At 35.4% G+C, this 26,996-nt stretch carries 28 protein-coding genes and 3 pseudogenes; 10 read left to right on the top strand and 21 right to left on the bottom strand.

All coding sequences use genetic code 11. The features are described from left to right. Positions 1 to 9 precede the first annotated feature (9 nt). From AACK98_RS06405 to AACK98_RS06380, 6 genes are all read right to left on the bottom strand, one after another. Positions 10 to 1,005, bottom strand: a complete 996-nt coding sequence (locus AACK98_RS06405) for an IS481 family transposase (protein ID WP_339040845.1) — start codon at positions 1,003 to 1,005, stop codon at positions 10 to 12. A 268-nt stretch (positions 1,006 to 1,273) separates the two neighbouring features. Continuing rightward, on the bottom strand, positions 1,274 to 2,743 hold the full coding sequence (locus AACK98_RS06400) for a UDP-N-acetylmuramoyl-L-alanyl-D-glutamate--2,6-diaminopimelate ligase (RefSeq protein ID WP_339040843.1): 1,470 nt from the start codon (positions 2,741 to 2,743) through the stop codon (positions 1,274 to 1,276). 262 nt (positions 2,744 to 3,005) lie between these two features. After that, on the bottom strand, positions 3,006 to 3,731 hold the full coding sequence (locus AACK98_RS06395; RefSeq protein ID WP_339040842.1) for an ABC transporter substrate-binding protein: 726 nt from the start codon (positions 3,729 to 3,731) through the stop codon (positions 3,006 to 3,008). Further along, positions 3,721 to 4,461 (bottom strand): VacJ family lipoprotein, encoded by a 741-nt coding sequence (locus AACK98_RS06390; RefSeq protein ID WP_339040840.1) that lies wholly within the window; start codon positions 4,459 to 4,461, stop codon positions 3,721 to 3,723. Before AACK98_RS06390 ends, AACK98_RS06395 begins: the two co-directional genes overlap by 11 nt. A 313-nt stretch (positions 4,462 to 4,774) precedes the next feature. Further along, positions 4,775 to 5,143, bottom strand: coding sequence for an IS1 family transposase (locus AACK98_RS06385; protein ID WP_339042583.1), 369 nt, complete (start codon positions 5,141 to 5,143; stop codon positions 4,775 to 4,777). Beyond that, positions 5,050 to 5,433, bottom strand: a complete 384-nt coding sequence (locus AACK98_RS06380) for a hypothetical protein (RefSeq protein ID WP_339040838.1) — start codon at positions 5,431 to 5,433, stop codon at positions 5,050 to 5,052. The genes AACK98_RS06385 and AACK98_RS06380 overlap by 94 nt, the downstream gene beginning before the upstream one ends. A 267-nt stretch (positions 5,434 to 5,700) precedes the next feature. On the opposite strand from AACK98_RS06380, the gene AACK98_RS06375 reads away from it, so the two are divergent. Continuing rightward, the gene (locus tag AACK98_RS06375) at positions 5,701 to 6,567 is read left to right on the top strand and encodes an RNA polymerase factor sigma-32 (RefSeq protein ID WP_339040836.1); all 867 of its coding nucleotides are present in this window, start codon (positions 5,701 to 5,703) and stop codon (positions 6,565 to 6,567) included. Positions 6,568 to 7,150: 583 nt separating this feature from the next. Here AACK98_RS06375 and AACK98_RS06370 read toward each other — a convergent pair. Further along, positions 7,151 to 7,381: pseudogene (locus tag AACK98_RS06370) on the bottom strand (DDE-type integrase/transposase/recombinase); the annotation flags it as partial. 176 nt (positions 7,382 to 7,557) lie between these two features. Here AACK98_RS06370 and AACK98_RS06365 point away from each other — a divergent pair. Further along, positions 7,558 to 8,428 (top strand): IS630 family transposase gene (locus tag AACK98_RS06365; protein ID WP_339040258.1). Its coding sequence is split into 2 segments (ribosomal slippage): positions 7,558 to 7,881 and positions 7,883 to 8,428, totalling 870 coding nucleotides; the frame shifts between segments, so codons are not numbered across the junction. Positions 8,429 to 8,437: 9 nt separating this feature from the next. On the opposite strand, the gene AACK98_RS06360 is transcribed toward AACK98_RS06365, so the two are convergent. The 3 genes from AACK98_RS06360 to rsmA form a co-directional block, all read right to left on the bottom strand. Next, complete coding sequence (locus AACK98_RS06360) at positions 8,438 to 8,722, bottom strand: IS1 family transposase (RefSeq protein WP_339042643.1); 285 nt, start codon at positions 8,720 to 8,722, stop codon at positions 8,438 to 8,440. After that, entirely contained in the window at positions 8,629 to 9,021 is a 393-nt protein-coding gene (locus AACK98_RS06355; RefSeq protein WP_339040834.1) for a hypothetical protein, read from the bottom strand. Before AACK98_RS06355 ends, AACK98_RS06360 begins: the two co-directional genes overlap by 94 nt. A 150-nt stretch (positions 9,022 to 9,171) precedes the next feature. Next, the gene (gene rsmA, locus AACK98_RS06350) at positions 9,172 to 9,975 is read right to left on the bottom strand and encodes a 16S rRNA (adenine(1518)-N(6)/adenine(1519)-N(6))-dimethyltransferase RsmA (RefSeq protein WP_339040832.1); all 804 of its coding nucleotides are present in this window, start codon (positions 9,973 to 9,975) and stop codon (positions 9,172 to 9,174) included. A 72-nt stretch (positions 9,976 to 10,047) separates the two neighbouring features. Here rsmA and AACK98_RS06345 point away from each other — a divergent pair, with 72 nt between their 5' ends. Then, the gene (locus AACK98_RS06345; RefSeq protein ID WP_339040830.1) at positions 10,048 to 10,959 is read left to right on the top strand and encodes an aminotransferase class IV; all 912 of its coding nucleotides are present in this window, start codon (positions 10,048 to 10,050) and stop codon (positions 10,957 to 10,959) included. A gap of 74 nt (positions 10,960 to 11,033) precedes the next feature. Here the strand turns inward: AACK98_RS06345 and AACK98_RS06340 are convergent, their stop codons facing one another. Further along, positions 11,034 to 12,392 (bottom strand): S41 family peptidase, encoded by a 1,359-nt coding sequence (locus tag AACK98_RS06340; protein ID WP_339040828.1) that lies wholly within the window; start codon positions 12,390 to 12,392, stop codon positions 11,034 to 11,036. A 267-nt stretch (positions 12,393 to 12,659) separates the two neighbouring features. On the opposite strand from AACK98_RS06340, the gene AACK98_RS06335 reads away from it, so the two are divergent. Both AACK98_RS06335 and AACK98_RS06330 read left to right on the top strand, forming a co-directional pair. Next, positions 12,660 to 13,043: a hypothetical protein gene (locus AACK98_RS06335; RefSeq protein WP_339040485.1), complete on the top strand. Its 384-nt coding sequence runs from the start codon at positions 12,660 to 12,662 to the stop codon at positions 13,041 to 13,043. Beyond that, positions 12,947 to 13,318, top strand: coding sequence for an IS1 family transposase (locus AACK98_RS06330; protein ID WP_339042506.1), 372 nt, complete (start codon positions 12,947 to 12,949; stop codon positions 13,316 to 13,318). Before AACK98_RS06335 ends, AACK98_RS06330 begins: the two co-directional genes overlap by 97 nt. Before the next feature lie 129 nt (positions 13,319 to 13,447). Here the strand turns inward: AACK98_RS06330 and AACK98_RS06325 are convergent. Both AACK98_RS06325 and AACK98_RS08295 read right to left on the bottom strand, forming a co-directional pair. Next, positions 13,448 to 14,905, bottom strand: a pseudogene (locus tag AACK98_RS06325) (DNA translocase FtsK); the annotation flags it as partial. Between the two features lie 309 nt (positions 14,906 to 15,214). Continuing rightward, a pseudogene (locus tag AACK98_RS08295) lies at positions 15,215 to 15,700 on the bottom strand (DNA translocase FtsK 4TM domain-containing protein); the annotation flags it as partial. 357 nt (positions 15,701 to 16,057) lie between these two features. On the opposite strand from AACK98_RS08295, the gene AACK98_RS06320 reads away from it, so the two are divergent. Then, complete coding sequence (locus AACK98_RS06320) at positions 16,058 to 16,648, top strand: magnesium chelatase domain-containing protein (RefSeq protein WP_339040824.1); 591 nt, start codon at positions 16,058 to 16,060, stop codon at positions 16,646 to 16,648. 14 nt (positions 16,649 to 16,662) lie between these two features. Next, positions 16,663 to 17,562, top strand: coding sequence for a YifB family Mg chelatase-like AAA ATPase (locus tag AACK98_RS06315; protein WP_339040822.1), 900 nt, complete (start codon positions 16,663 to 16,665; stop codon positions 17,560 to 17,562). 460 nt (positions 17,563 to 18,022) lie between these two features. On the opposite strand, the gene AACK98_RS06310 is transcribed toward AACK98_RS06315, so the two are convergent. The 6 genes from AACK98_RS06310 to yajC all read right to left on the bottom strand — a co-directional run bounded on the left by AACK98_RS06310 (position 18,023) and on the right by yajC (position 21,128). Continuing rightward, entirely contained in the window at positions 18,023 to 18,391 is a 369-nt protein-coding gene (locus tag AACK98_RS06310) for an IS1 family transposase (RefSeq protein WP_339042641.1), read from the bottom strand. Further along, complete coding sequence (locus tag AACK98_RS06305; RefSeq protein ID WP_339040820.1) at positions 18,298 to 18,741, bottom strand: hypothetical protein; 444 nt, start codon at positions 18,739 to 18,741, stop codon at positions 18,298 to 18,300. The genes AACK98_RS06310 and AACK98_RS06305 overlap by 94 nt, the downstream gene beginning before the upstream one ends. A 91-nt stretch (positions 18,742 to 18,832) precedes the next feature. Then, positions 18,833 to 19,630 carry an NAD kinase gene (locus AACK98_RS06300; protein ID WP_339040818.1) on the bottom strand — a complete coding sequence of 266 codons (798 nt, stop codon included), beginning with the start codon at positions 19,628 to 19,630 and terminating at the stop codon, positions 18,833 to 18,835. Between the two features lies 1 nt (position 19,631). Next, positions 19,632 to 20,072: a nucleoside deaminase gene (locus tag AACK98_RS06295; protein WP_339042639.1), complete on the bottom strand. Its 441-nt coding sequence runs from the start codon at positions 20,070 to 20,072 to the stop codon at positions 19,632 to 19,634. Between the two features lie 329 nt (positions 20,073 to 20,401). Further along, positions 20,402 to 20,752, bottom strand: coding sequence for a ferredoxin family 2Fe-2S iron-sulfur cluster binding protein (locus AACK98_RS06290; protein ID WP_339040817.1), 351 nt, complete (start codon positions 20,750 to 20,752; stop codon positions 20,402 to 20,404). Positions 20,753 to 20,771: 19 nt separating this feature from the next. Beyond that, on the bottom strand, positions 20,772 to 21,128 hold the full coding sequence (gene yajC, locus AACK98_RS06285) for a preprotein translocase subunit YajC (RefSeq protein WP_339040815.1): 357 nt from the start codon (positions 21,126 to 21,128) through the stop codon (positions 20,772 to 20,774). Positions 21,129 to 21,880: 752 nt separating this feature from the next. Here yajC and AACK98_RS06280 point away from each other — a divergent pair. Further along, a complete protein-coding gene (locus AACK98_RS06280) occupies positions 21,881 to 23,083 on the top strand; it encodes a hypothetical protein (protein ID WP_339040813.1) in 1,203 nt (400 codons plus the stop codon). 306 nt (positions 23,084 to 23,389) lie between these two features. Here the strand turns inward: AACK98_RS06280 and AACK98_RS06275 are convergent, their stop codons facing one another. After that, positions 23,390 to 23,668 (bottom strand): IS1 family transposase, encoded by a 279-nt coding sequence (locus AACK98_RS06275; RefSeq protein WP_339040811.1) that lies wholly within the window; start codon positions 23,666 to 23,668, stop codon positions 23,390 to 23,392. Beyond that, on the bottom strand, positions 23,631 to 24,047 hold the full coding sequence (locus AACK98_RS06270; RefSeq protein WP_339040809.1) for a hypothetical protein: 417 nt from the start codon (positions 24,045 to 24,047) through the stop codon (positions 23,631 to 23,633). The genes AACK98_RS06275 and AACK98_RS06270 overlap by 38 nt, the downstream gene beginning before the upstream one ends. A gap of 206 nt (positions 24,048 to 24,253) precedes the next feature. Here AACK98_RS06270 and AACK98_RS06265 point away from each other — a divergent pair, with 206 nt between their 5' ends. Both AACK98_RS06265 and AACK98_RS06260 read left to right on the top strand, forming a co-directional pair. Next, complete coding sequence (locus tag AACK98_RS06265) at positions 24,254 to 25,156, top strand: ribose-phosphate diphosphokinase (protein WP_339040807.1); 903 nt, start codon at positions 24,254 to 24,256, stop codon at positions 25,154 to 25,156. A 385-nt stretch (positions 25,157 to 25,541) separates the two neighbouring features. Next, the gene (locus AACK98_RS06260) at positions 25,542 to 26,405 is read left to right on the top strand and encodes a hypothetical protein (RefSeq protein WP_339040805.1); all 864 of its coding nucleotides are present in this window, start codon (positions 25,542 to 25,544) and stop codon (positions 26,403 to 26,405) included. Positions 26,406 to 26,996 lie beyond the last annotated feature (591 nt).

Here is a 26,996-nt window from a genome sequence, read left to right as displayed (position 1 = left end):
TTATAAATTTTATATCTGCTTGTCAGTTAAGTTTTGACTGTCAGATATGTAACTGAGATACAAGATTTCATTATTCTTTTCCACAGCTAACTTTTTACTATCCAAAAAAGTTTGCATAGGTGTTTTTCCATAACAATATTTACCAGAATGAGGTCTTTCATTGTTGAAATATTCTAACCAAATATCAAGATCTAATTGCAAGTCATCCAATGATGTATAAATCTTTTTACGCATAGCTGTATCAAAGAATTCTTGTTTCATAGTTTTATTAAAACGTTCACACATACCATTAGTTTGAGGTGAATATGCTTTAGTTGTTGTATGCTCTATACCTTCTATACTGAGAAATAACTCAAAAGCATGATGTTCTATATTTCCCTTATATTCTCCTCCACGATCTGTAAGAATACGAAGCATCGGTATCCCTTGACTCTCATACCATGGTAACACTCGATCATTTAGCATATCAGCAGCAGTAATCGCAGTTTTGTCAGTATACAGTTTAGCATCAGCAAATCTACTGTAGCTATCAATAAATACCTGAGCATAAACCTTTCCTATCCCTTTGAAATTGCCTACATAATATGTGTCTTGGCAACCTAAATAACCTGGATGTTGTGTCTCAATTTCTCCATGTGCTTCTTTTTCATTACGGCGTTTCTCTAGTACTTGCAGCTGTGCTTCGGTCAATATAATACCATCTTGGGCCATCTTAGCTTCTAAGGCTTTCAATCTTTTATTGATATTATTCAAATCATTACGTAACCAAATCGATCTTACTCCTCCAGGAGAAACAAGTATACCACTCTTCTTCAGCTCATTTGATACTCTAAGTTGTCCATATGCTGGGTACTCTATCGCCATATCAACTACTGCTTTTTCTACTGCAGGATCTACTCTATTAGCGATTATTGGCTTCTTGCGACTTATCTCGTATAGCGCTTCTTCTCCTCCTGTTTCATATAGTTCTTTAAATCTGTAATAGCTATCTCTACTATAACACATTGCCTTACATGCAGATTATATACTACCAAGGCTTTTTGCCAATTCAAGTAAACCTAGTTTCGGTTTGATGATTTTTTGATTTAAGTTCATTGCTTATCTCCATTTAATAACTAATTTAATTTACTAAATGTAAGATAAAATGTCGACTAATACATATGCTCTACGCATTTGCAACAATGCTCACCGTATCCTAGGCTACTTTTTGCATATTTAACGTCTCCGCAGAAATTTATTTGCGTAGCAAATCAATTTTTGGCGGATAGACTATTTAATATGTTTGTATACATTCTAAATTTCTTAGAATATCCTTTGCGGTTTCTGCATCGCTAAATTTGCATTTTTGATCCCCTATGATTTGATACTCTTCATGGCCTTTTCCAGCTATTAACAGCACGTCTTCATCTTGCATCATTTTTATGGCTTCAGTAATTGCGTCTTTTCTATTGCTTATCTCTATAACTTTACTCTTATCACTAATTCCTGCAATTATATCTGCACGAATTTTTGCAGCATCTTCATTTCTAGGATTATCATCTGTCACTATAACAGAGTCCGCTATATTCCCAGCAATGCTGCCCATAATTATACGTTTTGATTTGTCTCTGTTTCCGCCGCAGCCAAATAATACGTGCAGTTTATTTAAGCAACCTTTGCGCAGTGCAAGTAGCACAGTATGCAGCCCATCTGGTGTATGAGCATAATCAACGTATATAGTTTTTCCATTTGCATTTGAAATTACTTCTAGTCTGCCAGGAGCAGCTTTGATTTTTTCAGTAGATGCTAAGATATCATCTATATAAAATCCTGCAGATATTGCAAGTCCAACCGCACACATTATGTTGTATATCTGAAATTCATGTTGTATCTGCAGCATTATTTTATAGCGCTTACCAAATACATCTAACAGCACATGACCGTTATCATGACCAACAAATCTTATGTCATTTGCGTTTTTACCATACTGTAATACATTAATTTTTCTAAGTGAGCAGCAACTGTATAATTTATTAAATACATCTATGTCAGCATTCAGAACTGCACTTGCATTAACATCAATAACTTCATGAAATAAGCGTAATTTTGCAGCAAAGTAAGAATCTAGAGAATCATGGTAATCCAGATGATCCTGAGAAAAGTTTGTAAATCCAGCTGCTTTAAAATTGATTTCATCTATTCTATTTTGATCAAGGCCATGACTAGAAGCTTCGATAGCAAGATGTGTGACGTTGTTTTGTGCGAGCTTATCTAAAAAATATCTCAAGCTTATGTGATCTGGCGTAGTTAAAGTCTGCGAAGCGGCTAATATTTCACTGTTTGCAGTAGTGCAATCGACAGTTTTGTCAGATACTTCAACGCCTAATGTTCCTATGGAAGCGCTTTTCATATTGAGTAGTGCACAGATTTGCATGTAAAAACTAGCAACAGATGTCTTACCATTCGTCCCAGTGACAGCGACTGTAAATTCTGGCTGCTTAGGATAAAATAAAGCAGCGAGTTCTCTCATGCAAAGGAGCGGATCTGCTACAGTATAGTAACAAATATTGGGAAGTTTATCAACTTTGAGTTTGTCGCTTAAAACAATTGCAATTGCTCCATTTTGTGCTGCATTTAATATATACTCATTTGCTAATTTTTGATCGCTGGAGCTTGCAACATATATATCTCCAGGGCGCACTAGCCTTGAATCATTTTTGAGCGTCCTTACCCCTGAAGTTTCTATAAAGTTTATACTAGACATAACAATCAAATGGCTTAATTATTCATTAATTAATGCAAGCTCAAACTTCAAGCAAGCAACAAGCATCAACTAAATATATACTTGTCATGCTTTTCAAAATTTGCGCTTTCAGAAGGCGAGCGATGTATTAGTATTAACACTTATACCATTTTCTTAGCTCTTTTTGAATTCCAACTTCACATGCGCATGTACATAATTGAATTCAGCACCAAACCTTCATTGCATTAGAGATATGTGTGTATGGCTAAGTTTTTATAGTTAATCAAGAATTGATAGCATTCCTCAGATTCTCTATAAGCGTAGGAACTCCGCTACGAGTGATGACAGAGTTAAAATCTTCGCGTTGAGTCGCAAGCAGGCTGACATTATCCGCTATTATATCTATAATTTTGATACTGTTTTTTGAGTACATCTTTAGCCTATAGAGAATATTTATCGGAGCAGTATCGGAGTTTTTCTGTACAATTGTCACTGAAACCATGTATTGTCCATCATAGTTTGATGTATTCACCTCGCTGATAGATCCAAATTCAAAGCGCTGACCATTGTACTCATTAAAATGTTTCACATAAGAATGAGCCAAGTAATGCTTATAGGCCTCAATATAGCTCTGCTGCTGCGTCTGACTCATACTACGCCAATGTCTTGCTACGACGAACTTTGCCATCCACTCATAATCTGCGATTGAATAAAAAATTTCTGTTAGCTGTTTGGACTTTGCATTAGGAGCGATTTTAGAATTTAAAACTGCTGCAACTTTATTTGCGACATCCTTAACAAAATCTCCAACGATTTTTGCTCCATCTTCTCTATCTTTTGCTGCAATCTGGTTGTTATCAGATGCTTTACTTCCTTTGTTGTGTTGATTTGCAAGCCGTGTATCATTTCCAGCAACTGTAACAGAAGCAGGAGTTAAAAATACAACGAATACAAATGAGAATATTATTATTAAGAAAAGTTGAAAACGTATTTGTATGTTATTTTTCATCGGCCATATCTCTAAAATATTGCTGCGCATAAAAGCTTCGCATAAAAGCATATTCATCCAGGGCAATCCCAGCAATCTTATCATCATACCTCAGTAAGTACTCGCGTTTCACAACGCCGTCAACAATTATTTTAACTATGATAAACTCAATATTATAGCTAATAGCGATATCTAGAGGATCTACTACGAAATCTAAAACAGTACATATACTATCTCTCACTGTGGATGGGCCAAATATTGGAAGCATTATATATGCTCCAGAGGGAAAGCCATATTTTGCAAATGTATCTCTTGAGGTCTTTTGCTTTTGCCCCAGCCCATGCATCTTTGCAACATCAAACAGTCCCAAAACTCCAAATATTGTATTTGCTGTAAACCTAGAAAAGGATTGCATTGCTTTTTTTGGTTCCAAAGTTAGAAGATTATGCAGGCAATATAGCGGTTCTTGTAAGTTAATTAGAAATGAGGAAATTCTATTTCTTACAAATTGCGGGAATATTCTTCTATAACCTAGTGCTGCTGGTTTTATAAATACTCTATCCATAAATTTGTTGAATGCGAAAATCTTTCTATTAAATTTTTCGTATGGATCATGTATTGTAGATGCTTTTTCGGATTGAAAAGTGTGATCATGATCTGGCATTTCTACTATAATCTGAGCACTGCTCCAGTCTTCAGATTCTATGTTTTCATCACTTCCTATTGCGATATTGTTGGCTAAAAACAACACAATTAGTATTAGTATATAATTTATTGTTGCCAGTTTCAGTAAGTTGTAGGGCGACATAAAAACGTCTTTAATGACAAACATTATAATTCTCAAAATACCTTATCATGCTAATGCTGTATTTCATTGGCTATATTCTTCAAAAATAGCGCTTAAACTGCGATTTTGCGAAATAATTTTACTGTATAGCGTTTTAGCTGTTTTTAACCCAGTATATTAGATTTGCATTTTATATTAATATTATAGAGAGTTTTTACAATTAGATAGAAGTATGATATGATCACTTTTTTAAAAACTAAAGAGTGGTTGAGAGTTTTCACATAAAGATAGATAAGAGCTGTTCTTGATATTGTTTGAATATTTGTGTAATAGTAAGAGCGCACCAAAGCTTGATGGATCCGTATACCATTGACTCTTTTTTAGAAACGATTTTAGTGCGCCGTGTCATTCGGCATAAATGATGTCGCGTGTTGCTATTATCTCTCTCGATACATACTGTGCCAGACTTTCCAATTGTATGACGCTCTTTGGGTAAAATTTTAGAAAAAGCCTCCCAATCATCCGTATAAAAATGACATTCTTTCAGATGACTCACTTTGTTGTAGAGCTTTTGGAATGTTGCAGTATCACGATTGCCTGTAACCCAGGCAACTGTTCTCCTTGTACTACGATCAACTGCCTTAATGATCCAAAGCTTGTTTTTTTTGAACCAATAAAATGCCACATCTCGTCGAATTCCATCTCCATAATATCCGAAGAGACAACTGGCTCCTGAGTCTTGCCCATCGCCTCTACTACCCAGCGATAAATTATGGACGCCGAATGCCATAATATCTTGCCTAACATAGAAAAAGAGCCATTACCAAGACTATATAGCATAACGCATAATGCTTTCTTAACAGCTGTTTGAGGCTTCTTGCACAGATCGCCCTCAACAAAATTTAGAACATGATCTGCACTTATAACGCTGTACACCCCCTCACAATGCCATTCTTTACAAAGATATCAGAGCAACATCCCTTACAACAAACCATAAAACCACTCTTTAGTTTTTAAAAAAGTGATCATATCATACTTCTATCTAATTGTGAAAACTCTCAAAATTATGACCTTCTTAGTAAAGAAATTACAACTATATTATTAACTCAATATAATTTGTTGCATCCTTAATCTTGCAAATCATCAAATCTTGTTGTATAATAATTTCGCGCTTCAACTGATCAAAAATGCAAAGGAGGGCTTATGGCTGCAAAAGCTTTTTTACCTACTATAGTACAGGAGAGTGGTGTTGCTGCGTACCTTGAAGAGATTCAGAAGATCCCAATGTTGAGTGCAGAGGAAGAGTATTCTCTTGCGGTACGTTGTAGAGATCATGCAGACTTAGGAGCTGCACACAAGCTTGTTACATCACATTTAAAACTTGTAGCAAAAATTGCTATGAGATTTCGTCATTATGGCATCCCGCTGATAGATATAATTGCAGAGGGTAATATAGGCCTCATGCATGCAGTAAAGAAATTTGATCCTGATATGGGTCATAGACTCTCTACTTACGCGATGTGGTGGATAAAGGCTGCAATACAGGATTATATACTCAAGTCGTGGTCCTTGGTTAAGGTTGGGACGTCTGTCATACAAAAAAAGCTATTCTTTAACCTGAAGAAAGCACGAGATAGGATAGGATTAGTTAGCGGCAGAAAGGATGAAGTGGCTACCAATGCTGAGGTTTCGGAAGAACTCGGCATTGAAAAGAAATATGTAGATGCTGCATTTTTTAATGCAGGCTGTGTTTCATTGCATGGTCATGCGTATGGTGATGAAGATGATGCGGAAATTATTGATACGATTCCAGCTTCTGAGGAAACACAAGAAAATATGATCATCGAAAAGTACGATACGCAAAGTAGGATGAAACTGCTTAGCGCTGCTTTAGATTCTCTAAATGAGCGTGAGAGAGATATAATAACGGAAAGGCGTTTGAGAGAAAAACCAAGTACTCTAGATGCGCTAAGCGTACGCTATAATGTGTCAAGAGAGCGTATTCGGCAGATTGAGGAGCGTACTTTGCAAAAGATAAGAGATTTTATGAGAGTGAGCTGGAATAGCTAGGATTACAAGAATGTAATAATTTGTGTTACATGAGGTTTTATAGTCTATCCGCCAAAAATTGATTTGCTGTGCAAATAAATTTTTGCGGAGAAGTTAAATGTACAAAAATTAGCTTTTAGATCTGCTATGCTCTAATTTTCGGATATATTAATTGACCTTATGCTGCATGCTACTTTCACAAAAACCTTACGGATTTGTATTATATGCCAGCAGAAGAAGTGAAAATTAATAATACTCAAAGTAGGATATTTGAGGAAAGATTATCTGATAGTTTGAATCCACAACATAAGTTATATAAATTAAGATCAGCAGTTGATTGGTGTTGTCTTTTAGGAGCGAATTTTTGGTACAGTTTCTGCGAAACGATATGGTAGCGCGAATTGCCAATTAAAATTGAGCCCCCTAAGGTGCTAATTACCGGCAATACGGATCCATAGATCTTTCATAAAATCATCGACAAAACAGTACGTTTATGCAAAAACCTCTTTCATATGTTGTTTTTGTTTATTTGCAAAACACTCAAGTCACATATAGTACGCTAAAAATCTACCATACAGTAATCAATTAATTGGCAACTCGCGTTAAATTGAATACCATTATCGGTTAGAACTTTATGTATTTTATCAGGTAAAGCTTTTATCAAATTACGTAAGAAATCTGCAGCAATCATCTTGGTTTGGCTTTTGTGAAGCTGTGCATATGCAAATTTAGAAGTTCTATCAATTGCAACGTGTAAATAAAGCTTTCCTTCCTCAGTTCTTACCTCTGCAATATCAATGTGAAAATATCCAATAGGGTATTGTTTAAACTTCTTGAGAGTTTTCACATAAAGATAGATAAGAGCTGTTCTTGATATTGTTTGAATATTTGTGTAATAGTAAGAGAGCACCAAAGCTTGATGGATCCGTATATAGCATAAGTGACTAAGATACTGACAAAAGTTAGGAATTAAGATATAAAAAGTGAGTATGAAATAAAAAGCATAAAATTATGGCAAGAGCATATCCAATAGAACTTAGGGTAAGAGTAATAGAAGCATTAGAAAATGGTGCAAGAATCACTAAAGTGAGTAAACTATTTAGAGTGAGTCGTGATACTATCTATAAGTGGAAAATTCTGCAAGATAAGCACGGTTCTTTGAAAGCAGCAAGTGGTTATCAAAAAGGTCACAGTCATAAGATCAAAAATCTAGAAGATTTTAAAGAATTTTTTGAATTAAATATTGCTATGACATCAAAAGAACTAGCAAAGAAGTGGTGTAATATATCACCTACAACGATCTTACAGGCGATAAAAAAACTTGGTTATAGCTATAAAAAAAACTCATCTTCATCCGAAAAGAGATATTCCGTTAAGACATGAATTTATTGAAAAGATAAAAACCATCACAAGAGATAAAATAGTATATCTTGATGAATCTGGAATAGAAGATAATGCTTGTAAAGGATATGGTTGTAGTATTTTAGGAGAAAGGTGCTATGGGGAAAAGGTGTATCAACATAAAACTAGAATAAGTATGATAGCTGGTCTTTGTAATTGTAATCTTATTGCTCCCGTAATATTTGAGGGTAATTGCAATAAAGAGGTCTTTGAAGCTTATATTAGGGAGATGTTAATTAAAGAATTAAAACCTGGACAAACTGTTGTTATGGATAACATTAACTTCCATAAGAATCCTAAAGTGAAAGAGTTAATTGAATCTGTGGGTTGTTACATATTATTTTTACCAACTTACTCTCCTGATTTAAATCCTATAGAGCATTACTGGTTTAAGATAAAAAATGAAATTAGAAAAACTATAGATTTATTTGATACTCTTTATGATGCTGTTTTTAATACAATTAAATTGTCAGCACCTTAGTCACTTATGCTATACCATTGACTCTTTTTTAGAAACGATTTTAGTGCGCCGTGTCATTCGGCCTAAATGATGTCGCGTGTTGCTATTATCTCTCTCGATACATACTGTGCCAGACTTTCCAATTGTGTGACGCTCTTTGGGTAAAATTTTAGAAAAAGCATCCCAATCATCCGTATAAAAATGACATTCTTTCAGATGACTCACTTTGTTGTAGAGCTTTTGGAATGTTGCAGTATCATGATTGCCTGTAACCCAGGCAACGGTTCTCCTTGTACTACGATCAACTGCCTTAATGATCCAAAGCTTGTTTTTTTTAAACCAATAAAATGCCACATCTCGTCGAATTCCATCTCCATAATATCCGAAGAGACAACTGGCTCCTGAGTCTTGCCCATCGCCTCTACTACCCAGCGATAAATTATGGACGGCGAATGCCCTAATATCTTGCATAACATAGAAAAAGAGCCATTACCAAGACTATATAGCATAACGCATAATGCTTTCTTAACAGCTGTTTGAGGCTTCTTGCCCAGATCGCCCTCAACAAAATTTAGAAAGCATGATCTGCACTTATAACGCTGTACACCCATCACAATGCCATTTTTTACCAAGCTATCAGAGCAACATCCCTTACAACAAACCGTAAAACCACTCTTTAGTTTTTAAAAAAGTGATCATATCATACTTCTATCTAATTGTGAAAACTCTCAGCTTCTTAGAGTTATGACGTAGGCATGTGACTATTAAAGCTTTACATATAGCTCAGATAATGTACAAAAATCTTCTATTGATATCTCTTCTGCTCTCTTTGATTCATCAATATTACACTCATGTAGAATTTGAGTAGTATTTTTTCCAAATACAGACTTCAGTGAAGATCTTAACATTTTACGTCTTTGCGAAAAAGCCGCTTTACATACAATTTCTAAAGCATCAAAGTTGCAGTGAAACAGCGGCTTTATTCTTGGAATCATATGTATAACAGATGATAATACCTTAGGTTTTGGGAAGAAAGCCTCTCTAGGGACTTCTATTACCTCTTCGATATCACATAAAAGCTGAGCAATTATGCTAATTCTCCCAAAATCTTTTGAACCACCTTTTGCTACAATTCTTTCTGCAACTTCTTTCTGGACCATTACAGTAATGCTTGAAAATAGGTCAATCAATCCTAACCATTTTACTATAAGCGCGGTCGATATATTATAAGGTAGGTTTGCAATAATCTTATTATTTCTTCCACTAAGAATTGAACGTTCATCGAATGATAGCGCATCTCCATTTATGATTTCTAGCTTTTCACTTGATGATAGAAGATTTGAGGATTTTAATGCTGTAATACATCTAATGTCTCTCTCTATAGCAATAATCCTACCTGCTTTTGATGTGAGAAGGTAGTTAGTTAAAGCTCCAGTTCCTGGCCCTACTTCGAATACTGTTGTATCGTCATTAATTTCTCCAGACTTTGAAACAATCAGTGAAGCAATACTATGATCTATCAAGAAGTGTTGACCAAGTTTTTTTTTTGGTTGCAGTTTGTAACGCATACTATGTATAATTTATTGTTTAATAATTATTGTTATAAGTATTATATCAAATATTGAGTCTTTAAAATCTATATGCAGATACTTTCAGATTTATTTCAAGGAAAATGTTGGCTAAACGGAAAAATATTAGATGCAGATTCTGCAAATATTTCAATATTTAACCATTCTTTGCATTATTCAGGTGCTATATTTGAAGGTATTAGAACATATAACTATGTTCCATTCAAGCTGCAAGAGCATATGGTGCGTTTTCAACAATCAGCTAGTATGATGGGCTATACTCTACCATATAGCGTACTTGAACTAAATAGTGCTGTTTTGCACATTATCAAGGAAAATGATTTGAAGTCTGGTTATATCAGGCCTGTTGCTTGGCGTGGCCCAGAAACTCAAACCATATATAGCAAGAAATGTAGTATACAAACTGCGATTTTAGGATGGAGAGCATTCGATGATGCAAAAGAGTATACAAAAAATAGTCATGAGCTCTCAATTGAAATTTCTACTTGGAGAAAAATATCAAAAGATATGGTTCCAATTCAGGCTAAAGCTTCTGGACTTTATATGATGAACACAATTGCAAAAAATGACGCTGTATCAAGAGGGTTTGATGACGCTATTATGTTAGATATAGATGATTTTATTACAGAAGCTACGACATCAAATTTCTTTTATGTGAAAGATGATGTGCTGTATACTCCGATCGCTGATTCTTTCTTAGATGGAATTACTAGGAGAACTATGCTAGAACTTGCAAAAAACTGCAAAATACAAAGTAAAGAAGTTAGGTGTAGCATGTCTGATGTAGAATCTGCTGATGCTGCTTTTCTCACTGGAACTGCAATGGGAATTACACCAATTAGAGAAATCTATTATTACAAAAATAAAAAGCTAACAAAGCTCAATATAAATAACAAGGTAATGCTGGAACTTATAGCACAGTATCATTTACTTACTACTGGTCAACTTTGTAATGATAATTAGTCTGTACCGCATGGCAAAAATTTATTTTTGACGTATAGACTTTATAATGATTAGTGACTAGCAAAATTTTTTGATCATCTATAAAGCGCCATCACCTTAACTGTGTCTATAGCTCTTAACAATTGAAAATCTTGAGATTCATCCAAATTCATTAACGTTCTTATGTTTTCTTTTTGTGCATTTGTCATGCTATCAGATTTTTTCCGCAAATGTCCTTTTAGGGAAGCTTCAGATCCTATTATATTACTACCATCCTCTACTTGCTTTACTATCGCTTCTGGCACTATTATGTCCGGAGTGATACCAGCAGCCTGTATAGACGTACCAGAAGGCGTGTAGTAAAGAGCTGTGGTAAGCTTTATTGCTCCACCACTGCTTAGCGGAATCACTTTCTGTACAGATCCCTTCCCAAAAGACTTAGTGCCAACCACAAGCGCTCTCTTATTCTCTTGCAATGCTCCTGCAACTATCTCTGCAGCAGATGCAGAACCTCCATTAATTAACACAACTATAGGCATACCACCAGTAATGTCGCTATTCTCTGCACAAAAAACTTGGTTCATCTCACTATTTCTGCTTTTTATTGACACGATTACACCTTCTCTAAGGAAAAGATCAGCCACCTCTTTTGCTTGCTCAAGCAAACCTCCAGGGTTCCATCTTAAATCTAGCACAATTCCAGATATAGAAGGATTTTCTTTAATTAAATTCGCATATTCTTTTTTTATAATCGACGCAGTCCTTTCATTGAAATTAGATACGTTGAAATATCCAACTGACTTCCCTCCAACAAGCTTTGCCTTTACAGGAACCAACTTTATTACTTCTCGAACTATTTTTGTATCCAGTACACCGTAATTCTCTCTATAAATTTTTATGTTCACTGAAGTACCAGGCTCACCACGTAATTTATCCACAGCTTCATTAATCGACATCCCCTTCACCATTTCTCCATCGATTGCAATAATACTATCGCCTATTTTTATACCAGTTCTAAATGCTGGTCCATCTTCGTAAGGCGAAATTATCCTCAGTATCCCATTTTCCATCGTCATTTCTATACCAAGACCACCAAACTCACCTTTAGTAGCTATTTTCATCTCGTTATACGTCTTTTGGTCCAAGTACATCGAATGCGGGTCAAGAGATGTCAGCATACCTTGTATTGCCGATTCTATCAGCTTTTGTTCATCTACATCTGCTACATACTCCTGCTTGACATACTCCATTACAGCTTGAAAAAACCTAAGTGAGTGATATCCGCTAAGTCCACTTTCTGCAGCCGCGACATTACAAATGAATACATTAAACAAAAATAATACTGCATAAAATGTATTACACAAACTTCTGATTACTTTTGTTATGATCTTGACAAGAGAATATGCCATAGAAGAATTTCTATACTTAATATATTGATTATTTTTATTAGTCATAAATATCTCGATTTGCAATGCAGCAACATGAGTGAATATAACGTCTTACATCTGTGTTTTCAATTTCTGCTTTTATAAGAATGTATTTTTAATATTAATCTTGCTGATGAACTGAACTTTCTCTACTTAGATTTATTTTTTTGAGAGTTTTCACAATTAGATAGAAGTATGATATGATCACTTTTTTAAAAACTAAAGAGTGGTTTTATGGTTTGTTGTAAGGGATGTTGCTCTGATATCTTTGTAAAGAATGGCATTGTGAGGGGGGTGTACAGCGTTATAAGTGCAGATCATGTTCTAAATTTTGTTGAGGGCGATCTGGGCAAGAAGCCTCAAACAGCTGTTAAGAAAGCATTATGCGTTATGCTATATAGTCTTGGTAATGGCTCTTTTTCTATGTTATGCAAGATATTAGGGCATTCGCCGTCCATAATTTATCGCTGGGTAGTAGAGGCGATGGGCAAGACTCAGGAGCCAGTTGTCTCTTCGGATATTATGGAGATGGAATTCGACGAGATGTGGCATTTTATTGGTTCAAAAAAAACAAGCTTTGGATCATTAAGGCAGTTGATCGTAGTACAAGGAGAACAGTTGCCTGGGTTACAGGCAATCGTGATACTGCAACATTCCAAAAGCTCTACAACAAAGTGAGTCATCTGAAAGAATGTCATTTTTATACGGATGATTGGGATGCTTTTTCTAAAATTTTACCCAAAGAGCGTCATACAATTGGAAAGTCTGGCACAGTATGTATCGAGAGAGATAATAGCAACACGCGACATCATTTATGCCGAATGACACGGCGCACTAAAATCGTTTCTAAAAAAGAGTCAATGGTATACGGATCCATCAAGCTTTGGTGCGCTCTTACTATTACACAAATATTCAAACAATATCAAGAACAGCTCTTATCTATCTTTATGTGAAAACTCTCCGGATTTAAAGCGCTATTTTGACACTCGGGACATCATTTCATGTTTGTTTCGAGACTCTTGGTGCGCGTACGAGTCAGGAGAACTTCTTCAAATGTTGATTTATGTTGCATAATAAACAGGCTAGCCCTTTAATATTTCGCGCTTTCCAACATGATTTGGAAGGCTTATGATACCTTCTTTTTCCATCCTCTCAATCAAAGAGGCCGCTCTATTATAACCTATTTTCAAACATCTTTGCAGGTAACTCGTACTTGCTTTTCTATCTTGCAATACTATTGCAACTGCTTTTTCGTATAGATCACTTGAGGCTTCTTCAGGAGCAGCACTAGTATTTCCATCTTCTTTGTCAATAAATTCATCTTCAGATATATAGTTTGGAGCGCCTTGTGCTTTCAAAAAAGCAACTATGCTTTCTACTTCCTTATCATGTACAAATGGACCATGAACGCGTTCTATACGCCCGCCAGGCACCATGTATAGCATGTCGCCCATACCAAGTAGTTGCTCTGCACCTTGTTCTCCAAGAATTGTCCTGCTGTCTATCTTTGATGTAACTTGAAAGCTGATTCTGGTAGGAAAGTTTGCCTTAATTACACCAGTGATTACATCTACAGAAGGCCTTTGTGTTGCCATAATTATGTGGATACCTGCAGCTCTAGCCATTTGAGCAAGTCTTTGTATGTAAGCTTCTATATCTTTCCCAGCCACAAGCATTAAATCCGCCATCTCATCAACAATAACAACTATGTAAGGCAGCAGCTCATTCTTCATTTCAATATTTTCAAAAACAGGTGTACCAAGTTCTTGATCGAAACCAGTTTGTACTCGCTTTGAGAATGCCTTTCCACTTTGTATATGTTCAGATATAACGTGATTGTATCCACTAATATTGCGTACACCCATAAGCGACATCATCCTATAGCGCTCTTCCATCTCACGCACTACCCATTTTAATGCAGAAACTGCTTTTTTTGGTTCGGTGACAACTGGTGCTATTAGATGAGGAATTCCGTCATATACAGAAAGCTCAAGCATCTTTGGATCTATCATTACAAGTTTGCAAGTCTTAGGAGAATGCTTATAAAGCAAGGACAGTATCATGGTATTTATCGCGACTGATTTACCTGAGCCTGTTGTTCCAGCAACCAGCAAATGCGGCATTTTCGCAAGATCTGCAATAACAGCTTCTCCTCCTATATTCTTCCCAAGTATTATCGGCAGCCCTCCATTATTTTGATGGTACTCTTTACTTTCTAAAAGTTCTCTCAAATATACAACTGCTCGCTTTTGGTTTGGTAGCTCTATGCCTATTGCATTCTTCCCTGGTATTACTGCAATACGAGCAGATATTGCGCTCATAGAGCGGGCTATATCATCTGCTATATTAATAACACGTGAGGATTTTGTTCCGGCTGACGGTTCAAGCTCATATAATGTTACTATTGGTCCAGGGAATATGTTGGTAATTTCTCCACGCACACCAAAATCTTCCAAAACCTGTTTTAGCGCAGCGGAATTTAAATCTAATGCTTGCTGGTTTACCTGAGTTTTGGATTGTATTGTTGATATTGGATCTAGTAAGCCAGTATTCGGTAATTTATAATTATCATCGCATAGGATGCTATTTTGCACTTTTCCTTCATTCTCTGTTTTAGACATAGGTTTGAAGCGTGTTTTATCAGGAATGTTGATTTTTTCTCTGGATGAATTTGCTACTTTTTTACTTTCATCATGACTGTAGATAACATCATCTATGGCGTGTGATGCTTTATTATTGGGCATGTAAACAGACTTTAACTTCCTGAATAAAATGCCACAAGAGACAGTACCTCTATATACAGCTTTTGTAAAAAATACCACGATAGAGCGCCACTCTGAAAATGTAATATGCAATGAAATTATAATGCCAACTAAAGAGATAACTGCTGCTAATGTAAAACCAATATCATGATTGAAGCGCCACATTAATTCATTTTTGATAAAAAAACCAACAAAACCGCCACCTTGTCTTAAAAGCGGTTCTGTAGAAATATCTAAGAATGTGCAGAATCCTGCGAAAATTGGTAATGTTAAAAATAATGCACTTATTCTCAATATATGAAAACATGAAGGTTTGTTTTGCAACATTTTGAGTGCAATGGTCACTAAAAAGGTAATTGGAAATAATACTGCATAACCAAATGTTTGCATCATAGGTTCTGCAACGTATGCTCCATACCATCCCATCAAATTCTTAGGAGTTGCTAAAGAAGCATGCAATATTGAACTATCTTCAGGTGAGAATGTAGATATAGCAAATATCAAACATGCTGAAATTATAAATAAAAACACACCGAGCGCTCTGCGTATAGAGCTAAACAATATATCAATCATTATATTTTTTATATAAAAATTTTATATCGCGCTAAATAATTAGTTGAAAAAATATATTTTATGTAATCTTATCTTATGCTACATAACAATATGTCATCAATAAAATAATTAATAGATAAAAATAAGGTTAAACAACATGCGTCATAAATATCGAACTAATTCATATAAGTTAGCGCAGCAAATTGAATTGACCTATAGAACTGCATTGACACAGAAAAAATTTAAAAGGCAAGCAAAGTTGATAGATTTCACGCAAATAAAACTACAAGTGTAAGGACAGTCATACGAGATCTACACAAATAATCTTTTATAAAGATATATTAATAATTCAGTATCCAATAAGCTCACTTATATCATATGGTCTCACATATCACTACTTTTTGTTTCATCGGCATTGAAGTAAGAGAGGTAGATGTTCAAACTCACATCGTTCAAGGGCTTCCAAGTTTTTGTATAGTAGGTCTTCCTAATAAAACGGTTGCGGAGTCCAAGGAACGAATTAGAGCTGCGTTTTCTAGTATAGGACTTTCCTTGCCAACTAAAAGAATTACTGTGAATTTATCTCCAGCAGATCTAAATAAAGATGGAAGTCATTTTGATTTGCCAATTGCGCTTGGATTGCTTGTAGACCTTGAAATAATCCCACAAGAGGAATTAGAAAATTACGTAGCAATGGGAGAGCTTTCGTTGGATGGAAAACTTACGAAAGTGACAGGAATACTTCCAGCCGCAATAAAAGCAAACTCCATAAATAAAGGACTAATATATCCAGCAGAAAATAGCTTAGAAGCAGCATGGTCTGGAAATAGTGATGTATATGCAGCAAATGGTTTATTTGAAGTACTCAACCACTTTACTGGTAAACAAAAGATGTGCTCTCCGATATTACCTGAAATTAGAATGCATGGAGAGAAAAGCCGGATCTGCAAGACATACAAGGCCAAATAATTCCTAAAAGGGCGTTGGAAATTGCAGCTGCAGGCGGGCATCATATGCTAATGATAGGTCCTCCTGGTTCTGGCAAATCTATGCTCGCTAAGAGATTGCCTGGGATAATGCCAGCACTTTCACATGAAGAAAGACTTGAATCCAGTATAATTGCTAGCATAGCAGGTGAACTCTCTAGCAATATGCTAGTAGAAGAAAGGCCGTTTAGAGAACCTCACTGTTCCTCTTCTCTTCCTGCAATGGTAGGTGGAGGAAAAAATGCTAAACCTGGTGAAATAACACTTGCGCACCTAGGCATCCTATTTTTAGATGAGCTTCCAGAATTTTCAAGAAATACTCTAGAAGCATTAAGGCAGCCGATAGAAAGCCGGTGCATTACAATAGCAAGAGTAAATAACCATGTTACTTACCCTGCAAACTTTCAACTGATAGCAGCGATGAACCCATGTAGATGTGGATATTATGGAGAGCCTAACAATATGCAATGTAGTAGAGCTCCAAGCTGTGTTGAAGATTACCAAAATAAGATTTCTGGACCACTTTTTGACAGATTTGATATGCAAATCGAGGTTCGAGCAGTTGATATTCTAAGCGATGAAATGGAACGCGGTGAATCATCTGAAGTTGTTGCAAAACGAGTAATGTCAGCTCGAATTACACAATTAGAACCCTATGAAAATCTTGGAATTAAGCTTAACTCTGAGTTAAATGGTGATCTTTTATATGATGTTGTCAAGATGGACGAGGAATCAAAAAACTTGATGAAAAAAGCGTGTACAAAGATGCATATATCAATGCGCGGATTTAATAAAATTCTGAGAGTGGCAAGAACGATCGCTGATCTTTCTCAAGAAAAAGAAGTAAACGTGCTGCACCTTGCAGAAGCAATAGGTTATAGGGTTGCAAGAAAGTAACAGTGCCATGGTGTTTCAAGCATCGATATCCAACCAAAATACCATCTATACGACAATAAGTGAGTGACCTTTTATGTTATAAATGATAAGCAAAATATCTAAAACCTCTAATCAGTCTATCCGCCAAAAATTTATTTGCGCAGCAAAGCAATTTTTGCGGAGAAGTTAAATGTACAAAATTAGCTTTTAGATCTGTCCTGCGCTAATTTTCGGATGTATTAATTGGCCTTATGCTGAAATCTACTTTCACAAAATCCGTAAGTTTTTTGCGCTTATTATAACATTTCCTTACGGATTTAAAACGCTATTTTGACATTCTAAACACTATTTTATGCCACTTCTGAGACTTTTGGTGCACGTGCTAATCAATATCGAATGTTTTGATCTCAACGGGCCATTTACAAATATATATGGAATAGTGTATTTGAGAAATCAGAAAGTGATAAAAAAATGAGAGTTTTCACATAAAGATAGATAAGAGCTGTTCTTGATATTGTTTGAATATTTGTGTAATAGTAAGAGCGCACCAAAGCTTGATGGATCCGTATACCATTGACTCTTTTTTAGAAACGATTTTAGTGCGCCGTGTCATTCGGCATAAATGATGTCGCGTGTTGCTATTATCTCTCTCGATACATACTGTGCCAGACTTTCCAATCGTATGACGCTCTTTGGGTAAAATTTTAGAAAAAGCCTCCCAATCATCCGTATAAAAATGACATTCTTTCAGATGACTCACTTTGTTGTAGAGCTTTTGGAATGTTGCAGTATCACGATTGCCTGTAACCCAGGCAAATGTTCTCCTTGTACTACGATCAACTGCCTTAATGATCCAAAGCTTGTTTTTTTTGAACCAATAAAATGCCACATCTCGTCGAATTCCATCTCCATAATATCCGAAGAGACACCTGGCTCCTGAGTCTTGCCCATCGCCTCTACTACCCAGCGATAAATTATGGACGGCGAATGCCCTAATATCTTGCATAACATAGAAAAAGAGCCATTACCAAGACTATATAGCATAACGCATAATGCTTTCTTAACAGCTGTTTGAGGCTTCTTGCCCAGATCGCCCTCAACAAAATTTAGAAAGCATGATCTGCACTTATAACGCTGTACATCCCTCACAATGCCATTCTTTACAAAGATATCAGAGCAACATCCCTTACAACAAACCATAAAACCACTCTTTAGTTTTTAAAAAAGTGATCATATCATACTTCTATCTAATTGTGAAAACTCTCATGTGCATATCTTATGATCAAACTTATCATATACAAGCAAACTGCTCTTTGATTACTTTTTCTTCAAATCTTTCATCTTGATCAAATAATAGTGTCATATTGATATCGGAGCGCTCAAAAATTCTCACCTTTACAACATCTCTAATCTCTTCTGAATCAGCTGATGCACTAACAGGTCTTTTTTGCGGCTCAACAATTTCTAAATCTATTATATTTTTCTTTAATAACAACGCACCATGCCATTTCCTTGGCCGAAATGGGCTGATCGGCGTAAGAGCCAATAAATTTCCGTTTAAAGGAATAATAGGACCGTTAACAGCCAAATTATACGCAGTACTTCCTGCAGGTGTTGCAACCAACAAGCCGTCACTAACTAAGGAATCTAACCTAACTTGACCGTTTATTTTTATGATAATCTTTGCAGTTTGACTAGTTTGTCTAAGTAGAGATACTTCATTGATAGCAAGCGCACTTCGTTTCTCACCAGCTAATGTTATTGTATCCATCTGCAATGGAAATAGATTAATCGGAGCTGCATTTTCAATCCTTTCCAACAATCCTTCAGCACTATAGCGATTTAGCAGAAAACCAACAGATCCTCGATTCATTCCGAAGACTGGTATATTAGTATTCATCACTCTGTGCAGCGCACGCAACATTACTCCGTCTCCTCCTATAGTAATTGCAACGTCACAAGCTTTTGAGTCTTGCTTCCACATATCAATTAAATCATATCTGGAAGCAAGCTCTTTATAAGCAGTCATTGCGAGCTCAGAAGCGCTACCAACAAAGCAGCCTATTATTTTATACTTTTTTTTTATCATGCTAATTTTTTAGTGTACGGTGTTTTAAAAAAAAATCCTTTAATATAGCAGCTGATTCCTCTTTATAAAAACCTCCATACACCTCAGGAATATGATGCGCAGAAGTGGAGTGAAATATCCTAGGACCGCTATCGACACCACCGCTTTTGCTGTCATAACTGCCGAAGAAAAGTTTTGTGATTCTTGATAGTGAAATCCCATGTGCGCACATTGGACATGGCTCAAGAGTAGTATATAAATCGCATTCAGCAAGATAAAATGATGATAAAAAAGATGATGCCTTTCTAATTGCTAAAATTTCAGCATGCGCCGTTGGATCATTCCTAATTATAACTTCGTTATGTGAAGCAGAAATTATATCATGGTTTAGCACAACCACTGCGCCAACTGGCACTTCTCCAAGCGATGCAGCAATTTTTGCATACTTTATCGCTTCCTCCATATAATGATTTTTAAAGTACTGCATAACGGGCCATAAGTATGCATATAACGGTTGCTGATTTTTAGCAACAGAACAAAAAACACATGTTATCTAATAGACTTCTTCAAACTTGTTACAGTTGAGATAGGTGCAAGTAGCACACAGAGCGCTATGAGAGCAGTGTACATTGAAGTACACAAGCATCTTGTGAGCCTCAAGGTATGCAAGCAAAGCTTAAACAAGCGTTTGAAGAAGCGGTCTAATATAGAATTAATTATCTTATAACACTAATTCATTTAGTGTATCTAGTGTGCAGTATATAACTAAATAATAATTTTTATAAATATGTATTATTGATTTTTAAACATTATATTACGTGTTGCTCCAGGAAGTCGTACTTCAAGACCATCCAATGAGTTATCTACTATAATCTGACACCCAAGTCTTGATGTTTTTGTCAAGCCAAATGCAAGATCTAGCATATCTTCTTCTTCATCTTTTGCTTGTTCGAGTTTGTCAAACCATTCTGGAGAAATTATCACGTGACATGTAGAGCATGCAAGAGAGCCTTCACAAGCCCCTTCAATGTCAATGGCATATTTATGCGCAACTTCAAGTAAGGAAAGTCCTACAGGAGCTTCTACAGTTTTTTTATTACCGTCTCTTTCAATGAAGTGAATCTTAGGCACAGCAACCTCCATACTCTTGCATTATTTGTTACTACTTGGCTGGGCTTGTAACTTCAGTATTCAAAACTTCAAGTACAGCATCGCGCCTTACTTTTATTTTGACATTCTCAGCAATTTCCACATTCAACGTTTCGGAAGTATCATCAATTTTTGCAATGCTACCGAATATCCCACTAGACAATATAACTTTCTCACCTTTTTTTAGTTCACGCAGCATCTCTTGATGTCGTTTCATCTTTTTTTGTTGTGGTCTAATTAATAAGAAGTAAAAAACTACCATGATGAGCAAAAGTGGTAGCATACTTTTTAAAAAGTCTATGGAAGTAGAAGGCGCAGTAGAAACTGCTTCGCTGGCAAAAGCAACTGAGGAAAATAATCCAGATAACATAATTGAAAGACCAATAATTAATAATTATCAAACAATAGAAATGTCTAATTGCAGTTTATTATGTAAAAGTAATACATCTTAGATTTGCACGCTCATGTCTAACTCATGACAAAAGAAGTTATATGTCTCTCAAATTTTTCTCTAGAGTAAGTTGAGGTCTAAATCTTTAAAATGATGCAAAACATTCATGATTCATATGCAATGCATGAAGGTAACTCACATAAAATGCTGGTATTGTCTCTGTGGTAGTGTCAAAAACAAAAAACGTCACATGTTGCAATCACATGTTGACGAACTTTTTATTTTCCGATGGTCGATCTGTCATGTAGAGATTTCTGACTTTGCAAAATATTGAAAAATACAATTCTTTCAAAATACCATTCAACGTAACAACGCAAGCCTTGAACACAGGAAGAGCAACTACAATCCAATTAAGTACACAACGCCATAAGATTCAATACTGAAGGGAATTATATAGCATGTGTAGAAAAAGGCAAGCTATAAGCTCTGCAATCAGATTTTGAGAGTGCGGCACAATAATATTGCGAAAATATTAAATTTATATTGACCTTGTATTAAGATGCATGTTCTCATATATGCTATCAAATTAATAGCGTCAATATTTGCTGTGAATCGCGCCTTTACAACTAATAGTTGCGATTTTAGCGAATAAAAGTAATAGAAAACAACAAATCTGCGGTTATTTTATGGGGCTGTGGTCAACTAAGCTAGCTGAATGTTGCATATATAACATGCTAGAGAGTATTGCAAATTATAGCCATGTTAAAAACGGTGTAATAGAAAAGTGTTATGCAAAACTATTTGATATTCTAAATGATACCGAATTATTTGCTAAAATATTGCATCTTAAAGAGATTGAAGACGTAAATATAGTAAATCAATGGAGAGAGTATATCACATGTTTTGCTAATCTTCAAATTGAAGAATTAGAGTCTTATTATTATACAATGCAGTATGTGATAACTCGGGGCTTTATTAAAACTAGCTATTCAAGCGCAGAGATTGCTTTGTTGTTTAAATTTTTTCAAGCACTAAATCAAAGTAAGCGCGCACTTGAGGATGGTAGTATCGTACCGAAAGATACTATAGAGTTCTTTAATACTATTTTTGCAGGTCTTTTCCTTTCTACATTACAAGAAGAGATATTAACACCAAACTTGCAAGTATTAAGGTGCTTTGATTGTGTAGCAGTAAAAAGTATATACATTGGTATTTTAGAAACACTAGCAGTGATAATGCGTAGCAAAGATGCTTCATACGAGGTGCTTAATCACTACTTTTCCAAGTTAGTTTTTGATACTCAAAAAATAGAAAAGCTCTTTAAGCAAAGAACGCCGCATCATAATAATAATAGATATAACCAAGCTGAACTAGATCTATTAAGCATTATATCTAAGATAGTAGAGCGTTACTTGGTGCTTAGTAGAAATGCCACAAAACAGGAAGAGTTGTCCTTTATAGTTAGCTCTATTGAAAAAGTATATGACAAGCGATTTGAAATAACAAGCATTGTGCTTCCAATGGAAGAAGAGCACGCATATCAAGATAGCATGGATTATATAACACATAATTTAGAAGTGGTGCTAGAGGTTATGCATGGCTTTGCAGATCATTTAAATACTAAAGCTATAAATAAACAAATTTTAGATCTTTTACTTAAAGTGCGAGAAATCACTATCTCTAAAGAAATTAGCACTTCTATGCAAGAAAAAATGCTCTACATAATTGAATCTTATAAAGAGCTTTTTTGTCAGAGAATTGCAAATCAAGTTTTGCTAGATCATCATTCGGATCTTAATATAAACCGAGTGAGAGTTGAGTTGAACAGAGGTATAGAATTCACACTTCAGCTGTCGCTTGAGGAGTATATTAGATCTATAACACGTTTGAATAAATCGTTATCACATGCCAACATAATATACATAATGAACTAAATGTTGATGCAATTCTTAAGGTATTGCAAACACAGCTTGAAAAAAGACTAGCAAACAACGCAGAGCTAAGCGTATTAGAAATATGCGATGCGATTCTTTATCTTTGTGAATTTAGCGATGAAATGACAGAGAAGGAAAGGGTATATTATAATATACCGAAATTCCTTGGTGATTTGATATTAAAATGCACAGAAGCATTGAATATCATGAATAATTTGGGACATATACTTTATCTTTTTTGTACTCTGAAACGTTTAGATAGAGCTATATCAAATGAAGAACGTCTCATTAACAAATTGAGAGTTTTCACATAAAGATAGATAAGAGCTGTTCTTGATATTGTTTGAATATTTGTGTAATAGTAAGAGCGCACCAAAGCTTGATGGATCTGTATACCATTGACTCTTTTTTAGAAACGATTTTAGTGCGCCGTGTCATTCGGCCTAAATGATGTCGCGTGTTGCTATTATCTCTCTCGATACATACTGTGCCAGACTTTCCAATTGTATGACGCTCTTTGGGTAAAATTTTAGAAAAAGCATCCCAATCATCCGTATAAAAATGACATTCTTTCAGATGACTCACTTTTTGTAGAGCTTTTGGAATGTTGCAGTATCACGATTGCCTGTAACCCAGGCAACTGTTCTCCTTGTACTACGATCAACTGCCTTAATGGTCCAAAGCTTGTTTTTTTTGAACCAATAAAATGCCACATCTCGTCGAATTCCATCTCCATAATATCCGAAGAGACAACTGGCTCCTGAGTCTTGCCCATCGCCTCTACTACCCAGCGATAAATTATGGACGCCGAATGCCCTAATATCTTGCATAACATAGAAAAAGAGCCCATACCAAGACTATATAGCATAACGCATAATGCTTTCCTAACAGCTGTTTGAGGCTTCTTGCCCAGATCGCCCTCAACAAAATTTAGAACATGATCTGCACTTATAACGCTGTACACCCACTCACAATGCCATTCTTTACAAAGATATCAGAGCAACATCCCTTACAACAAACCATAAAACCACTCTTTAGTTTTTAAAAAAGTGATCATATCATACTTCTATCTAATTGTGAAAACTCTCAAAAATTTTTGCTGCCAGACTATTTGATGATCAGCGAGTAACCTTTAAATATCGAAACACTTTAAGCAAACTAGCTAAATATATGATACAACAAGAAACAGTAGTAGTAGCTGGAAGCAATAGTAAGGCTTTTGCATATATACTGAGCGACCACTTAGAACTTAAATATATAGAAGCAGAATTAACGAAGTTTGCAGATGGAGAATTCAAAGTAAGAATTTCCGAGCAACTGAATTGCGAAACAGTTATTATAGTACAGTCCACAAATAGCTCGGCATCAGAAAACGTAATGGAGCTACTTTTGATAGCGGATGCTGTTAGACAATCTAAAAATATAAAGAATGTAATCGCTCTAATTCCCTATTTTGGTTATAGCAGGCAAGATAAACAACTAGTTGCACAAGAAGCGGTTGCTATGAGAGTGCTTGGAAAAATAATTGCTGCAGCAGGAATAGATCATATATTGACTTTGGATATACATTCTCCTGATTCTATACGTTTTTTTAATATAAAATTGCATAATATAGATCCAAGTCCTCTCTTCTTAGAGGCTATACATCCTTTTGCGCAGAACTATTCTATTGTAGCGCCAGATCAAGGAGGAGCCTCAAGCGCAAATAAAATAGCTGCTGCAATTAACTTGCCGATTGTTAAAATGCATAAAATGCGTAGTCGTGATAACGATTGCGAGATATTAGGAATGCATGGAGATGTTCATAGTAAAAACTGTATCATTATAGATGATATAATTGATACAGGAAAGACTATGTGCAATGCATGCAATATCTTAAAAGAAAATGGAGCTAAAAAAGTAATTGCTATTGCAACACACGCCGTTTTCTCAACTGGAGCTGTTGCAAGGCTTGAGAATTCACAGATAGATATAATTATCATCACAAACAGCATAGAGCAAAGCGGCTTATCGAAGAAATTCAAGATTATAGACGCAAATAAGTTAATTTGTGAATCTTTTGTTAAGATTTAGCGTTTCGATCGGTATTTATGCATTGCCATATCTTGATCTCTATATTAACATGCTAAATTATTCTAATAAATGCTAAGTACAGAGCATTCAAAGCCAATTACAATTGATCTTTTGAGGTTTTATATAGCAGATGCATTTTAAATATTATTTGTGATCAATTTTTCATTTGTAGAACAATAATCTAATTATTCATATGTTCAAAGTAATTTGCAACATTAAGCTGTCTACACTTCAAAGTTATACTCAAGATCAACGCATTGCGCCAGCAGTGCAGAAATACGAGCAAATTATAAGATATTACAACTGCAGTTTATGTGATGTTGGTGGCTTAAAACTCACGAATACATCGGCTACACTAGGATCTAATGAGATATTAGCATTTCTAATGTCTTGGAGCAGCAATTTCTTGAATCCAATAAATCCAAGTTACTATCTTGCATATGATGATATATTAGAAAAAGCTGCCCAGCACTCATTTGACGTCAGTAACTTTCGTTTTGTTGGGATATTTGAGAGAGACAATGGTATACATCAGCAAATCGAAGGTTTTGTTTTTACAAACGTATATGAAGCTATAATTGATATAAATTCACCAAAATCTTTATATAACATATATCACATTGACTCAAGTAAAAGGGTTTATAAGGCTTATACAACAGGATATGAAACATATCATCAAAAAATTAGCTTGCTCAGTGTGAATACAGAAAGAGATACTGTTTCTACTGGTAAAATATTTAAAACAGCAAAGAATGGAAAAAAATATATAGATATAAGTGTTATAGCTTGCCTATTGCGTGGGCAGGATACTTTGCAGTGCAAAATGCTAAGTGATGAACACAAAATTAATGATCTGGAGCCTTGCATCAATTTTCTAAAGAAAGATATAATAGGAAGGCTCAAGATAGATATGGATTCTCTTCAAGAAGATATCACTGTATGTGATATAGGAGGAGAATACAGGGTTCTGAATATGCATGATGCGCCTAGAGCAGTTGCCAACCCTACGATTGATCTTTGCAAAGCGATAGGAGTAAAGCGAATTTCTGCGAAAACTCAAATAGAAATTGAATGCAAAGCATCAAACCCTGAGCATGTTGTAGGAGCTTATACAAGCAGTGTATTGAAAATTACATGTGCAGACTATCACTCATTTATCGACTTCGACGAAAATGGAGAAATTATAGGAGTGAAGATGTCACTTGACGATATACTAGAACAACAGATAACTGAGCAATATAACCTTTAAGTCATGCTTGAATGTTAGAGATTTATGTATACGCATCCACTAAAGAACTTCAAAGCACAAGAATTCTGATAACATAGTTTATCAAGTTGCATGTGTCATAACTTTCGAAGGACAGGATTTATCTTGGTCGTAAGTGATTATGAAGCACTGAAAGTATGGCAGAAAAAGTGACAAAATTGCCTCAAACATTATGGATTTTATGAGGTACTACAGGCAAGGTGCTTAAGTAGTATTTTGGCTAAGTACAGGATAAATTATACATCCTAAAATTAGCGCATTGCCGCGCCTAAAAGCTAATTTTTATACATTTCACTTCTCCAGCAAAAATTTATTTGCGCAAGCAAATCGCTTTTGAATGGATAGACTATGTATTTCAAAATTACCTATAACAATTGACAACATTGAATATAGATAATAAAATCCGTGCAGTTTAAGTGTATTGCATGAGGATGCTCTATGTTATTCCCAGATGGCTCACATGCCTGATATACTGCTCATTTGCTGAGGAGTTTGGTATTTTTCTCATTGTCTTTTTCAAAAAGACTAAGTGGTGTAAAAATTTCGAAAAACAGCTTTGTTTGTCATAGTACA

Origin of the sequence: Candidatus Lariskella endosymbiont of Hedychridium roseum (assembly GCF_964020185.1) — a bacterium.
Taxonomy (GTDB): domain Bacteria; phylum Pseudomonadota; class Alphaproteobacteria; order Rickettsiales; family Midichloriaceae; genus Lariskella.
This window is presented reverse-complemented; position numbering and strand designations above follow the sequence as displayed.